At 61.8% G+C, this 14,224-nt stretch carries 12 protein-coding genes and 1 riboswitch; of the genes, 6 read left to right on the top strand and 6 right to left on the bottom strand.

Features of this window, described 5'->3' with window-relative positions:
• Window positions 1–28: 28 nt before the first annotated feature.
• Window positions 29–1,318, bottom strand: coding sequence for an adenylosuccinate synthase (locus MQW79_RS10265; RefSeq protein ID WP_476584392.1), 1,290 nt, complete (start codon window positions 1,316–1,318; stop codon window positions 29–31).
• Between the two features lie 157 nt (window positions 1,319–1,475).
• Between MQW79_RS10265 and MQW79_RS10260 the strand changes: the two genes are divergently transcribed.
• Window positions 1,476–2,417, top strand: a complete 942-nt coding sequence (locus MQW79_RS10260; protein WP_476584391.1) for a DMT family transporter — start codon at window positions 1,476–1,478, stop codon at window positions 2,415–2,417.
• A gap of 426 nt (window positions 2,418–2,843) precedes the next feature.
• On the opposite strand, the gene serA is transcribed toward MQW79_RS10260, so the two are convergent.
• From serA to MQW79_RS10240, 4 genes are all read right to left on the bottom strand, one after another.
• Window positions 2,844–4,427: a phosphoglycerate dehydrogenase gene (serA, locus tag MQW79_RS10255; protein ID WP_476584390.1), complete on the bottom strand. Its 1,584-nt coding sequence runs from the start codon at window positions 4,425–4,427 to the stop codon at window positions 2,844–2,846.
• Between the two features lie 180 nt (window positions 4,428–4,607).
• Window positions 4,608–5,780: a phosphoserine transaminase gene (locus MQW79_RS10250; protein ID WP_476588216.1), complete on the bottom strand. Its 1,173-nt coding sequence runs from the start codon at window positions 5,778–5,780 to the stop codon at window positions 4,608–4,610.
• Window positions 5,781–5,894: 114 nt separating this feature from the next.
• Window positions 5,895–6,773, bottom strand: a complete 879-nt coding sequence (locus MQW79_RS10245; RefSeq protein ID WP_476584389.1) for a lytic transglycosylase domain-containing protein — start codon at window positions 6,771–6,773, stop codon at window positions 5,895–5,897.
• Window positions 6,774–6,807: 34 nt separating this feature from the next.
• Window positions 6,808–7,149, bottom strand: coding sequence for a 4-fold beta flower protein (locus MQW79_RS10240; protein WP_476584388.1), 342 nt, complete (start codon window positions 7,147–7,149; stop codon window positions 6,808–6,810).
• A 325-nt stretch (window positions 7,150–7,474) separates the two neighbouring features.
• A riboswitch (cobalamin riboswitch) is annotated at window positions 7,475–7,697 on the top strand.
• A 98-nt stretch (window positions 7,698–7,795) separates the two neighbouring features.
• Here MQW79_RS10240 and nrdH point away from each other — a divergent pair.
• Genes nrdH through nrdF form a run of 4 tightly spaced genes read left to right on the top strand, consistent with a single transcriptional unit; the run spans window position 7,796 to window position 11,587 of the window.
• Window positions 7,796–8,017, top strand: coding sequence for a glutaredoxin-like protein NrdH (gene nrdH, locus MQW79_RS10235; protein WP_476584387.1), 222 nt, complete (start codon window positions 7,796–7,798; stop codon window positions 8,015–8,017).
• A 25-nt stretch (window positions 8,018–8,042) separates the two neighbouring features.
• A complete protein-coding gene (gene nrdI, locus MQW79_RS10230; protein ID WP_476584386.1) occupies window positions 8,043–8,447 on the top strand; it encodes a class Ib ribonucleoside-diphosphate reductase assembly flavoprotein NrdI in 405 nt (134 codons plus the stop codon).
• Window positions 8,429–10,600 carry a class 1b ribonucleoside-diphosphate reductase subunit alpha gene (gene nrdE, locus MQW79_RS10225; RefSeq protein WP_476584385.1) on the top strand — a complete coding sequence of 724 codons (2,172 nt, stop codon included), beginning with the start codon at window positions 8,429–8,431 and terminating at the stop codon, window positions 10,598–10,600. The genes nrdI and nrdE overlap by 19 nt, the downstream gene beginning before the upstream one ends.
• 12 nt (window positions 10,601–10,612) lie before the next feature.
• Window positions 10,613–11,587: a class 1b ribonucleoside-diphosphate reductase subunit beta gene (nrdF, locus tag MQW79_RS10220; RefSeq protein ID WP_476584384.1), complete on the top strand. Its 975-nt coding sequence runs from the start codon at window positions 10,613–10,615 to the stop codon at window positions 11,585–11,587.
• Between the two features lie 47 nt (window positions 11,588–11,634).
• Here nrdF and MQW79_RS10215 read toward each other — a convergent pair whose 3' ends face one another.
• Window positions 11,635–12,741 (bottom strand): helix-turn-helix transcriptional regulator, encoded by a 1,107-nt coding sequence (locus MQW79_RS10215; RefSeq protein WP_476584383.1) that lies wholly within the window; start codon window positions 12,739–12,741, stop codon window positions 11,635–11,637.
• A gap of 257 nt (window positions 12,742–12,998) precedes the next feature.
• Here MQW79_RS10215 and MQW79_RS10210 point away from each other — a divergent pair, with 257 nt between their 5' ends.
• Entirely contained in the window at window positions 12,999–14,204 is a 1,206-nt protein-coding gene (locus MQW79_RS10210; protein WP_476584382.1) for an NAD-dependent epimerase/dehydratase family protein, read from the top strand.
• Window positions 14,205–14,224 lie beyond the last annotated feature (20 nt).

Raw genomic sequence — 14,224 nt, 5'->3', positions numbered from 1 at the left:
TGACAGCGCAGTCTTTTATCAAAAATTCTCAGTCTTGGAATGGGTCAACCACAAGGATGGTATCGGCCCTTTCAGGGCTGGTAGACAAGAGGGCAACCGGCGCGCCAATCAGTTCTTCGATATAGCGCACATATTTTACCGCCTGAGCCGGCAATTCGGCCCAGGAGCGCGCGCCTGCAGTGGTTTCGGACCAGCCTTCGAGCGTCTCGTAGATCGGCTTAACCCGCGCCTGTGCTCCCATTGAGGCAGGCAAATAATCAATCCGTGATCCGTCCAGCTCATAGCCGACGCAGACCTTGATCTCTTTCAGGCCATCGAGGACGTCGAGTTTGGTCAGCGCAATGCCCGTTATGCCCGAGGTCTTGACGGTCTGGCGCACGAGGACGGCATCGAACCAGCCGCAGCGGCGCGGGCGACCGGTATTGACCCCCACTTCGCGCCCGACAGTGGCCAGATGGCGACCGATCTCATCATCGAGCTCGCAAGGGAAGGGGCCTTCACCCACGCGGGTCGTATAGGCCTTGGTAATGCCCAGCACATAGCCGATGGCCGTGGGCCCGAGGCCCGAACCGGCAGCGGCCTGGCCGGCAACCGTGTTGGACGAAGTGACGAAGGGATAGGTGCCGTGGTCGTTGTCGAGCAGCGCACCCTGCGCCCCTTCGAACAGGATCCGCGCGCCGGCCTTGCGCTTGTCTTCGAGCACGCGCCAGACCTGGTCCATGAAGGGCAGGATTTCCCCGGCGATCGAGGTCAGTTCGTCGTGGATGGTCTGTGCCGCAATTTCGGTGAGGCCCATGCCGCGCCGCAGCGCATTGTGATGGGTCAGCAGGCGCTCGATCTTGGGCATCAGCGTTTCGGGTTCGCTGAGGTCGATGAGGCGGATGGCGCGACGGCCGACCTTGTCCTCATAGGCCGGGCCGATGCCGCGGCGGGTGGTGCCGATCTTGAGGCCGGAATTGGCGTCCTCGCGAATGCCGTCGAGCTCGCGATGCAGCGACAGGATCAGCGGTGCATTGTCGGCGATGCGCAGGACTTCCGGGGTGATCTTGACACCCTGGCCGCGGAGTTTCGCCATTTCGGCCACGAAGTGGTGCGGATCGACGACCACGCCATTGCCGATCACCGAGAGCTTGCCCTGGACAAGGCCGGAGGGCAGCAAAGCCAGCTTGTAGCTGACGCCATCGATGACCAGCGTATGGCCGGCATTGTGTCCGCCATGGAAGCGCACGACGACGTCGGCGCGCTCCGAAAGCCAGTCCACGATCTTGCCCTTGCCCTCGTCGCCCCACTGCGAGCCGACGACAACCACATTCGCCATATTTCAGTCTTCCCCAAAGAAGGCACAAAAACGGGAAAGCCGCATGCGCGGCAGGTCCCCTGATGATTGGACGTCTGTCCCCCCGGCCACCTTTGTCGGGTTTGATTGTGGCCGAATAACTGTTAAGTCCTGACGTCCTTACATCACCGCGACGACAATGACAAAGCCGCAGACACACCAAAACAGCGGCATTTTCGCCAGTATTCTCGATCAGCCCTACCTGCTTCTGGTCCTGGCGCCGCTGTTCTGGGGCGGCAATGTGGTGGCGGCCAAGCTCGTCGTGGGCGAAATCGACCCCTTCCTGCTGCTGGCCTGCCGCTGCGTGCTGGCCACCGCCTTCATCCTGCCCTTTGGCTGGCGCCACCTCGAGCGCGACTGGTCCGTGGTGCGCCGCACCTGGCCGGTGCTGATGGCCTTCGGCATTGTCGGCTATGCGCTGTTCAATGCCTTTCTCTATGTCGGGCTCAAATATACCACGGCCGTCAATTCAGCGATCGAGCAGGCATCGCTTCCCATGCTGATCCTGGGCGCCAATTTCATCGTTTTCCGGGTGCGGGCAAAATTGATCCAGGTCATCGGGGTGATCCTGGCCATATCGGGGGTGATCCTGACCGCAACCCATGGTGATCCGGCCCGGCTTGTGACCATGGACATCAATATCGGCGACGGCTTCGTCATCCTCGCGTGCCTGGCCTATACCGCCTATACGCTCGGGCTGCGGTTCCGGCCGCAAGTCCATATCATGAGCTTCATGGCCGTGAGTTTTCTCGGTGCCGCGATCAGCGCCGTCATCATGCTGGCTCTGTTCGGCGGCGGGCTGGGCCAAGTGGCGACGCTGGCCCATGCCTCGCCCACGGTCTGGGCCGTCATCGCCTATGTGGCGATCTTTCCCTCAATGTTCAGCCAGGTCGCCTATGCGCGCGGGGTGGAACTGGTCGGCCCCAACCGCGCCGCGCCCAGCCACAATCTCATCCCGGTCTTCGGGACGCTGGGCTCGGTCATCATCCTGGGCGAAAGCCTGCAGCCCTATCATTTCGTGGCGGCAGCCATCATCGTCTCGGGCATTGTCCTGGCCGAATGGGCGGCGCGGCGGGGGTAGCGTCCCGTCTAGGACGGAAAGATGGACCGGGCAATCCAGTGCTCCACGTATATAATTATCCCCGCCCCCCAAACCTCCCGTATTCTCATCCCATCAGCCGGGTGGAGATGGGGTTGCAACGATCAACCGTCCGGCGACAGTCGGGGCACCCTGAATCGTTACGGGGCGTGGGTCCGGGGATGGGAAATTCCGGCACAAGCCGGCCCTAGCGAAACCCCCTGCCGGAAATCCCGACGCCCCGAGGCGACTTGCGTCTCACTAAACTAAAACTCCAGGGACGAAAGCCGTCTCGGGGCTTCCATCACCAATATGACCCGGAGGCATACGCGCCGGCCGGTGGTTCGGCACGTCTCGACGGTGCGGAATGGTCTTTGCAATCAAAAAAGGCGGCCAATGGCCGCCTTTAAGGTGGTCGTGTGTTGGTTCTCAGAACTTGAGGGCCTTGGCCTGCTTGACGCCTTCGAGCTTGGCAATCTGGCCGAGCTGGTCGTCGGTCAGGGTGCCGTCGATGGAGACCAGGGCAATGGCGTCGCCACCGACTTCGGCCCGGCCGAGGTTGAAGTTGGCAATATTGATATTGAGAGCGCCCAGCGTGGTGCCGAGGCGACCGATATGGCCCGGCTTGTCCTCGTTCGTGACATAGAGCATGTGCGGGGTGATTTCCGCTTCCATGTTGATGTCCTTGACCTGGATGATGCGCGGCTTGCCATTGACGAACAGCGTGCCGGCAATGCCGCGGGTCTGGCGTTCGGTGGTCACGGTCAGGCGGATATAGCCTTCATAGGCACCCTGCTGGTCGCGGGTGGTGGTTTCCACGGTGATGCCGCGATCCTTGGCGATCTGCGGGGCCGAGACCATGTTGATGTCGCCCAGCGAGGGCTTGAGCACGCCATTGATGGCGGCGGCGATCATCGGCTTGATGTTGAGGCTGGCCGGGGTGCCCTCGAATTCGATCTTGATGCCCGAAATGGCCGTCTCGGTCAGCTGGCCGGCAAACGAGCCCAGGGTCTCGGCAAGCTTGACCCAGGGGGTGATGATCGGGGCTTCTTCCGCCGAAATGGACGGGAAGTTGAGCGCATTGGTGATTTCGCCGGTCATCAGATAGGCCGAGATCTGCTCTGCCACCTGCAGGGCGACGTTCTCCTGGGCTTCGGTGGTCGAGGCGCCCAGATGGGGCGTGCAGATGACGTTGGGCAGTTCGAACAGCGGATTGTTCTCGGCCGGTTCGACCAGGAACACGTCGAGGGCAGCGCCCGCCACATGACCGGACTTGAGCGCATCGTAAAGCGCGGCCTCATCGATCAGGCCGCCGCGGGCGCAGTTGATGATGCGCACGCCCTTCTTGGTCTTGGCCAGGGTTTCCGCATTAAGAATGTTGCGGGTGGCGTCGATCAGCGGGGTATGGAGGGTGATGAAGTCGGCGCGGGCCAGCAGCTCGTCGAGCTCGACCTTTTCCACGCCCATGGTCTGGGCACGTTCGGGCGTCAGGAACGGGTCGAAGGCCACGACCTTCATCTTGAGGCCCAGCGCGCGATCGGCAACGATCGAGCCGATATTGCCGGCGCCGATCAGGCCCAGGGTCTTGTTGGTGACTTCCACGCCCATGAAGCGGTTCTTTTCCCACTTCGAGGCGCGGGTCGAGGCGTCGGCTTCGGGCAGCTGGCGGGCCAGGGCGAACATCATGGCGATGGCATGTTCGGCCGTGGTGATCGAATTGCCGAAGGGCGTGTTCATCACGATGATGCCCTTCTTGGTGGCCGCCGGAATATCGACATTGTCGACACCGATGCCGGCGCGGCCCACGACCTTCAGGTTCGTGGCGGCCGAGATGATCTTCTCGGTGACCTTGGTGGCCGAACGGATGGCCAGGCCATCATACTGGCCGATGACTTCGAACAGCTTGTCCTTGTCCTTGCCGAGGTCCGGCAGGTAGTCCACCTCGACGCCATTGTCCTTGAAGATCTGGACGGCGGTCGGGCTCAGTTTGTCGGAAACGAGAACTTTGGGCATTTTGGCTTTTCCGGTTTTTGGCTGCGGAGCCAGGTCCTGGACCTGAGGAGCCGCATGAATGTGTCTTGCCGTCGCCTCCCCACCATCGTCACCACCGGGCTTGTCCCGGTGGTCCATGGACTGCCGGGACAAGCCCGGCAATGACGAAAGAGCGAATGGCGTCGCGTGGGCGAAAGCGTCTTAAGCAGCTGCCTTCAGCGCGGCCTTTTCCTGAGCAAAGGCCCAGTCGAGCCACGGGGTCAGCGCCGCAAGGTCGGAGGCTTCAATGGTCGAGCCGGCCCAGATCCGAAGGCCCGCCGGAGCGTCCTTGTAGGAGCCGAAGTCATAACCAACGCCGAGCTTGTCGAGGCGGGCGACAATGGCCCTGGCAAAGGCGGCCTGGCCGTCGGCATCGAGCGCCACGACGTCAGGATCGACGATCGAGAGACACACCGAAGTGTTCGAGCGCTGATCGGCCTTCTTGGCGAGGAAATCGACCCAGTCGGTCTTTTCGACCCAGTCGGCCAGAACCCCGAAATTGGCATCGGCGCGCGCCTGCATGGCCTGCAAACCACCGATCTTCAGGCCCCACTGCATCGCGTCAATGGCGTCCTCGATACAGAGCATCGAGACGGTATTGATGGTCTCGGCCTTGAAGATGCCTTCGATCAGCTTGCCGCCCTTGGTCAGGCGGAAAATCTTGGGCAGCGGACGGTCGGGCTTGTAGGTCTCGAGCCGTTCGACGGCGCGGGGCGAGAGGATGAGAATGCCGTGGGCAGCTTCGCCGCCGAGAGCCTTCTGCCAGGAGAAGGTGACGACATCGAGCTTCTGGAAATCAAGCTTCTGGGCAAAGGCAGCCGAGGTGGCGTCGCAGATGGTGAGGCCTTCGCGGTTCTCCGGAATCCAGTCGGCATCGGGAACGCGGACGCCCGAAGTGGTGCCGTTCCAGGTGAAGACCACGTCGCGCTTGAAATCGACCTGAGTGAGGTCGGGCAGCTCGCCATAGGGCGCTTCGAGCACACGTACGTCATCGAGCTTGAGCTGCTTCTGCACATCGGTGACCCAGCCGGCGCCAAACGATTCCCAGGCCAGCATGTCGACGCCGCGGGCGCCCAGGGCGCTCCAGAGGAACATCTCCACCGCGCCGGTATCGGAGGCGGGGACAATGCCGATGCGATAGTCGGCGGGCACTTCGAGCAGTTCGCGGGTGAGGTCGATGGCCTGCTGGATGCGGGCCTTGGCGACCTTGGCACGATGCGAGCGGCCGGTCAGGGCACCGGCAAGCGCATCAATCGTCCAACCTGGACGCTTGGCACACGGACCCGACGAAAAATTTGGATTAGCCGGTTTCACCGCCGGTGCGGTTTGAGGCATTTCAGCCATATCAAGCGGCCCTCCCAGGCCTATGCGCCTCGCGTTAGGGCGAGGTGTCCTGAGGCCGGAAATACGCCCGGGCGGGGGCGCTCGTCAATGGGGATTCGGTGGAGGTCAGGGGGCGTTCTTCTGCACGATGCAATTTCCCCCGGCGGCAAGCAGGCGCTGGCAGAGGTCCTCGGCTTCACCCCGGCTCTGGCGTCCGACCATGGCCGAGAACCGCAACTGGTTGGAGAACTTCGGATTGCGCGCGGTGATCAGCATCAATTGCTCGCTGCCCAAAAGGCCAGCGAACTGGCTCTGGGTCGACTGGAACTTGTTCTGCGCCAGGTCGGCCGAGGCGGTCTGGGCGATCAGCACGCCCCAGGGCTGCCATTGAGCCGGGCTGGCGGTGAGATCGGGCGGGCGGACGGCGGCAGCCATGTCGAGGCAGGCGGTCTGGAAGTCACTCGACTGGTCGAGGGTATAATCAACCTCACCCACCGTGCCCGCCAGCCAGTGGTCGACCGGGTGCCCGGTGACGATCATGACGTATTCACGCGTCTCGGCAGGCAGCACCCCGCCATTGGCCACATAGCGCCCCATGCGCCCTTCACCGCCATTATAGGCGGCTGCCGCCAGCCCCAGATTGCCAAACTTGAGTTCAAGAAAGCGCAGATACTCGGCCGAGCGGGCCATGGCCTCGGCGGCATCGAACGGGTTGACGACGCCGCGCAACTCCGCAGTGGTCGGCATGAACTGGGCGATGCCCTGGGCGCCGGCGGGGCTCAGGGCAAAGGGATCGAAGCGGCTTTCCTGCCAGATCAGGCGGGCAAAATAGGCGACCGGCAGTTCCCAATGGGTGGCGAAGGCTTCGATGGCGCGGCAGACATCAGTCCGGTAGTTGTCCTCCGCAATACAGATGTCGCGCCCGGCGAGGCCAAAACACGATTTGTCAGCGTCCTGGCCCGTCGCTTCGGCCATCAACGGTGCGCCAGTGGCCAGGACCAGCATGATGGCACCCAATGCTCCCGATGCGGCACGCGCTCTACCAGGCATAGTCAGCCCAGGCATTCTTTGCGAGCGGCTTGACGGGCATGGGCGCGCGGTTCTCTTTGAAAGGCATGGGCTGCTTGATCTGCTTGAATGGTGTGGGCCGCGGTGTTGGCGTCAGCGGGCCACCCCTGGCGCTTCCCGAAAAATAGATGCGGTAGCCCTGGTTGTCGACGATCCACCCCTTCGTGTACCAGCCGAAATGGGCGCCGGAAAACAGATAGACATGGTCGCCATAGAAATAGCCGATGGGGACGCCGTCCCAGGCATAGAGGTGCTCATCGTCATCAGAATAGAGGCATGCCGAGCCATGCCGGTCATAGAATTCGATGCTCATGCCCGTCCTCCATGCCCCGCTGACCGGGCCGCTCGGAATAAGACGACAGTGGGCACCCCGCCGGCCCGACCCTCATGGGCGAGCCATGCCGCACTGGCGCGGGCGCGTGCGTGAAACGCACCACCTCTAACCCAGGCGGTCGCGGTTGGTTCCCGCCATGCCTGGCCGTGCGGACACCCATTCTGGTTCACGAGCGCGTGAAGCGATGCACATGCTTTCCGCCTCTCCCATGGCGAATCAGGGCTTAGCGAAATCAAGCCCAAAAACGCGAATCATGGCGGTCATGTGACGCGTCTGGCGCGTTGACGAATCCGTCCTGTCACATACTATATGTAGCGTTGAAGGTTCCTTCGCTCCCAAGGGGTGGAGGCTAAGACGGGAATTCGGTGCGTCAGGCGTGTGCAGCGGCTGGTCATTCCGGAGCTGCCCCCGCAACTGTCAGCGGTGAGTCTCTGTTCGCGTGTGCCACTGGGTTCCAGTGACCTGGGAAGGCCGAACAGAAATGCCGATCCGCGAGCCAGGAGACCTGCCTCAACACATACGTCCACCGGCGGGGTTTCCGGGCGGCGGCGATCTGTGCCGGGTTCAGCCCAGCCCTGTCGTCTCGTCCTCTGCCCCCGCACCGAATACCAGCTTGGGGAAATTGATGAACATCACCGTCTATAGCAAGCCCGCCTGCGTCCAGTGCACCGCGACCACCCGCGCGCTTGACCGCAAGGGCCTCGACTACACCGTGGTCGACATCTCCGCCGACGCCGACGCCTATGCGCGTGTCGAAGAGATGGGCTATCGCCAGGTGCCGGTCGTCGTCGCCGGTGATACCCACTGGGCCGGTTTCCGCCCCGACATGATCGGCGCGCTGGCCTGATTCTGAAACGGGGTAGGGCGTCAGCATGGGCGGCCTCGTTTATTATTCCAGCACCTCGGAAAACACCCATCGCTTTGTCGAAAAGCTGGGCGTGGGCGGGGTCAGGTTGCCGGTGGACGCTTTGAGCGAGCCACCGGTGATGGACGAACCTTTCGTGCTGGTCCTGCCCACCTATGGGGGCGGCGACGGCAAGGGCGCGGTGCCCAAGCCGGTGATCCGCTTCCTCAATATCGCGGGCAACCGCAATCTCATCCGCGGCGTCATCGCCGCGGGCAACACGAATTTCGGCACGGGCTATTGCATTGCGGGCGACATCGTCTCGCAAAAATGCGCCGTGCCGCTCCTCTACCGGTTCGAGCTTTTCGGCACCGATGAGGACGTCGCCAATGTCAGACAGGGACTGGAACGGTTTTGGATACGCTCACACTAGACCGCACGGAAGAACGCCCCGCCAAGGGTCAGGGCCAGGATCAGTCGCTCGACTTCCACGCCCTCAATGCCATGCTCAATCTCTATGATGACCAGGGCAAGATCCAGTTCGACAAGGACAAGCAGGCGGCGCACCAGTATTTCCTGCAGCATGTGAACCAGAACACGGTGTTCTTTCACAATCTGCGGGAAAAGCTGACCTATCTCGTCGAAGAAGGCTATTACGAGCAGGACGTGCTCGATCACTACAGCTTCAACTTCGTGCGCGATCTCTACGATTACGCCTATGACAAGAAGTTCCGCTTCCCGACCTTCCTCGGCGCCTTCAAGTATTACACCAGCTACACGCTGAAGACTTTTGACGGCAAGCGCTACCTTGAGCGCTATGAAGACCGCGTCTGCATGGTGGCGCTGGCTCTGGCCCGCGGCGATGAAGTGCTGGCCCGCAATCTCGTCGACGAGATCATTTCCGGCCGTTTCCAGCCCGCGACCCCGACCTTCCTCAATGCCGGCAAGAAGCAGCGCGGCGAGCTCGTCTCGTGTTTCCTCCTGCGCGTCGAAGACAATATGGAATCGATCGGCCGGGCCATAAACTCGGCTCTGCAGCTTTCCAAGCGCGGCGGCGGCGTGGCGCTGAGCCTCACCAATATCCGTGAGATGGGCGCCCCCATCAAGCAGATCGAGAACCAGTCCTCGGGCGTGCTGCCGGTCATGAAGCTGCTCGAAGACAGCTTCTCCTATGCCAACCAGCTTGGCGCTCGCCAGGGTGCGGGGGCCGTGTATCTGCATGCCCACCACCCAGACATCATGCGCTTCCTCGATACCAAGCGCGAGAATGCCGACGAAAAGGTCCGCATCAAGACGCTGTCGCTCGGCGTCGTGATCCCCGACATCACGTTCGAATTGGCCCGCGATAACGAGGACATGTACCTGTTCTCGCCCTATGACGTGCAGCGCGTCTATGGCGTGCCGATGACCGAGATTTCGGTCACCGAGAAGTACCGCGAGATGGTCGAGGACAAGCGCATCAAGAAGAAGAAGATCAAGGCGCGCGAATTCTTCCAGATCATCGCCGAGATCCAGTTCGAGAGCGGCTATCCCTACATCATGTTCGAGGACACGGTGAACCGCGCCAACCCGATCGACGGGCGCATCACCATGTCCAACCTCTGCTCGGAAATCCTCCAGGTCAGCGACGCCTCGGTCTATAACGAGGACCTTTCCTACGAGCATATGGGCAAGGACATTTCGTGCAATCTGGGCTCGCTCAACATCGCCATGGCGATGGATTCTGATGATTTCGGCCAGACCATCGAGACCTCGATCCGCGCCCTGACAGCCGTCTCGGACATGAGCAACATCACCTCGGTGCCCTCGGTCGCCAAGGGCAATGCTGAAAGCCATGCCATTGGCCTCGGGGCGATGAACCTCCATGGTTATCTCGCCCGCGAACGCATCTTCTACGGGTCGGAAGAAGGCGTCGATTTCACCAATATGTATTTCTACACGGTGACCTATCACGCCATCCGCGCCTCGAACCTGATCGCCACCGAGCGCGGCGAGACGTTCAAGAATTTCGGCAAGTCCAAATATGCCGATGGCAGCTATTTCGACAAATATACCGACAGGGAATGGACGCCCGCGACGGCCCGCGTTGCCGAACTGTTCGAAAAGGCCGGCATCCATATCCCGACCCAGGAAGACTGGCGCGACCTCAAGGCCAAGGTGCAGATGACCGGCCTTTACAACCAGAACCTGCAGGCCGTGCCGCCGACCGGCTCGATCTCCTACATCAATCACTCGACCTCCTCGATCCACCCGATTGTCTCCAAGATCGAGATCCGCAAGGAAGGCAAGATCGGCCGCGTCTATTATCCGGCCGCCTTCATGACCAATGACAACCTGGAATATTACCAGGATGCCTATGAGATCGGCCCGGAAAAGATCATCGACACCTATGCAGCGGCGACCCAGCATGTCGATCAGGGCCTGTCGCTGACCCTGTTCTTCCGCGATACCGCGACCACCCGCGATATCAACAGGGCGCAGATCTACGCCTGGAAGAAGGGCATCAAGACCATCTATTACATCCGCCTGCGCCAGCTTGCCCTTGAGGGCACGGAAGTGCAGGGCTGCGTCTCCTGCGCGCTCTAGAGGACATTGAGCATGAACGTCCACGTCAAACCCCTGTCCCGCGTGCGCGCCATCAACTGGAACCGTGTCCAGGATGAAAAGGACCTCGAGGTCTGGAACCGCCTGACCTCCAATTTCTGGCTGCCCGAGAAGGTGCCGCTTTCGAACGACATCCCCAGCTGGGCCACGCTGAAGCCGGAGGAGCAGCAGCTCACCATCCGCGTCTTCACCGGCCTGACTCTGCTCGACACCATCCAGAATGGCGTCGGCGCGGTACGGCTGATGGCCGATGCGCAGACCCCGCATGAAGAAGCGGTGCTGTCCAACATCTCCTTCATGGAAGCGGTGCATGCCCGCTCCTATTCGTCGATCTTCTCGACCCTGTGCCTGACGCCCGACGTGGACGACGCCTATCGCTGGTCGGAAGAAAACGAGTTTCTGCAGCGCAAGGCGCAGATGATCCTCACCCAGTATGAGAGCGGCGATCCGCTCAAGAAGAAGGTGGCCTCCACCTTCCTCGAGAGTTTCCTGTTCTATTCTGGTTTCTACCTGCCCATGTACTGGTCGAGCCGCGCCAAGCTCACCAATACGGCCGACCTGATCCGCCTCATCATCAAGGACGAGGCCGTGCATGGCTATTACATCGGCTACAAGTTCCAGCGCGAAGTCGAGCGCCTCACCGAGGCCGAAAAGCAGGAAATCAAGGACTTCGCCTTCGACTTCCTGCTCGAGCTCTACGACAACGAGACGCGCTATACCGAGGAACTCTATGACAGCGTCGGCCTCGCCGAGGACGTCAAGAAATTCCTCCACTACAATGCCAACAAGGCGCTGATGAATCTGGGTTATGAAGCCCTGTTCCCGCCCGAGGCCTGCAAGGTCAATGCCGCCATTCTCTCGGCTCTGTCGCCAAATGCGGACGAAAACCACGATTTCTTCTCGGGTTCGGGCTCGAGCTATGTCATCGGCAAGGCCATCTCGACCGAGGACGAAGACTGGGATTTCTGATCCCGGTACGGATTGAAAAGGGCGCCGCGGGGCGCCCTTTTGTCTGTCTAGCTTCCGCCGCCGCCCGCGGGCATCGAGAGCTGGGTCATCAAGAGCGCCAGCTCGGCCTGGCGGCTGGTACCAGTCTTTTCCATCACCGACTTGAGCTGGTTGCGGATGGTGGCGAGGCTCCGCCCGGTACTCGCGGCGATCTGGCTGACCGACTGGCCGCCGGCGATCTTTTCGGCGACGCCGATTTCGGCCGGTGTGAGGTCGAACAGCGCATGGACCAGCCGCGCATCCGGCGTGGTGCGGGTGCGATTGAGCACGACGATGGCCGAAGAGCTGCCGAAAATGTCATGCACGGCGCGGCGAATGGGGATCACCTGGATCACCCCGGCGATGAGGTTGCTCTGGCTGTCGCGCAGCGGGATTGAGCGCTGGCCATGGTTGGAGCCGAGGGTTTCGAGCGCTTGGGAAAGGCTGGCATTGGCGCCTGGATCGAGCAGAGCCAGGCGCTCGCTCATGCGCGTCGTCCAGACCGAACCGGCCGTGTCGAACAGCTCATTGGCGACGGTGATCCGGCCTGAAGGGGTCACGGCGGCCGCCGGCAGACCCAGATCGGCAAGGGTTTCGATCGTGGTGCGGACGCGGGCCAGGTCCGCCCGTGCCGTGATCATGGCTGAGCGCGCGAAGATGGAATAGACACTGTTGAGCGCCGCCAGCGCGTCGCCGGTGATCGGGCCCTTGTCGTAATGCTGCTCGACATTGAGGATCAGCATGTCGTCCTCGGGCGTGCGCATCAGGAAGCCCGAAGCCCAGCCCATGCCACGTGGCCGGAACACGTCCCGCACGATGGGGTCTGACGAGGCATCGTCGAGACTGTCGTAATAGTCGTGCTCGTTGAGAAAGCGGGGATGGCCCACCAGGCCCTTGCGCATCACGGCTTCGGCGCGGCCGCTACGGGCCATGTAATTGCCCTCGAGAATATGGGCCCGCGCCTCGTCAAGAGAGGGCGAACAGAGGATATGCGCGCCGCGTTCATTGAGGGTGACGAGGCCGGTTCCAGCAGCTCCGGCAAAATCGCTCAGACGTTCAAGGACTTCGGGCCAGAATTCAGGAAGTAGAGCGGCCTCGTAGGCGCGTTGCTCAAGATCAAGAATAATATCCGACACGTCTCATCCTCCTGGATGCCCGGAATCCACTTTAACCAAGGTCTGCAAGATGTGTAGTGCTCCAGGTTGAGCGTAGAGTGAATTTTGTCGATGTCGTCACTTTTTGGATACGGTGACGGTCCTTTGCTTTATCTCGGCCCTTGGAACAAATCTCGCGCCGGAAATTAACGGCGCGTTAACACCGGGCTGACCGAAATAGTCGAGCGGGGGCGCAATCCCCGCCCGGTAGCGGGCGGCCTTTGACGAAAGGAAATGCCATGGCCCGCGTCCTGGTTCTGGGTGGAGATGGCTTCTGCGGTTGGCCGACGGCGTTGCATCTGAGCGCTCATGGCTACGAGGTCGGCATCGTCGACAATTTCTCGCGCCGCAGGATCGATGCCGAACTGGGGACCGAGAGCCTGACGCCCATTGCGCCGATGGACGAGCGACTGGCGGCCTGGAAAGCGGTGTCTGGGCGGGACATCGAATTCTTCGAGGTCGATGTGGCCGGCGACTACCGCGATGTCATGGCGGTCATCGATACGTTCTTGCCCGGCACGGTTGTGCATTTTGCCGAACAGCGGGCTGCGCCCTATTCGATGAGCTCTCCCGGACGCAAAACCTATACGGTCGACAACAATGTCAGCGGCACCCACAATGTGCTGGTGGCGCTGGTCGAGGCGCGGCGCGACATTCATCTCGTGCATCTGGGCACGATGGGCGTCTATGGCTATGACGCGGCCGGGCTCGAAATCCCCGAAGGCTATCTCGATATGCTGGTTCGGGGCCCGGATGGCGACAAGCATGACCGCTCGATCCTGTTTCCCACCGCGCCGGGCTCGGTTTATCACATGACCAAGTCGCTCGATCAGCTGCTGTTCCAGTTCTATGCCCGCAATGACGAGCTGCGCATCACCGACCTGCATCAGGGCATAGTCTGGGGCACCCAGACCGAGGAGACGCGCCTGGACGATGCGCTGATCAACCGTTTCGACTATGACGGCGACTATGGCACGGTTCTCAACCGCTTCCTCATGGAGGCGGTGGTCGATCATGCCCTGACCGTGCATGGCACGGGCGGGCAGACGCGTGCCTTCATCCACATTCAGGATACGGTGCGCTGCGTGCGCCTTGCCATCGACAATCCGCCTCAGCGGGGCCAGCGGGTCAAGATCCTCAACCAGATCGCCGAAACGCGGCAGGTGCGGGCGCTGGCAAGCCTGGTCGCCAGCATGACCGGGGCCAAGGTCGCCTTTGTCGACAATCCGCGCAAAGAGGCCGCCGAGAACGCTCTCTGGGCGTCCAACGCCACCTTCAGGGCGCTCGGACTCGATCCGATCCTGCTCGACCAGAAACTGCTCGAGGAAACCATGGAAATCGCCGAGCGCTTCAAGACGCGCTACAATCCGGCCGCGGTGCCGGCACGCTCGCTCTGGACCGACGCGCAAAGGCCCGGTCTCGCGTCCGAAGACCGGCGCGGCTAAGCCTTACGGGAACCCGCAAT

This window comes from Devosia sp. Micro-HW1 (genome assembly GCF_056341075.1).
This window is presented reverse-complemented; position numbering and strand designations above follow the sequence as displayed.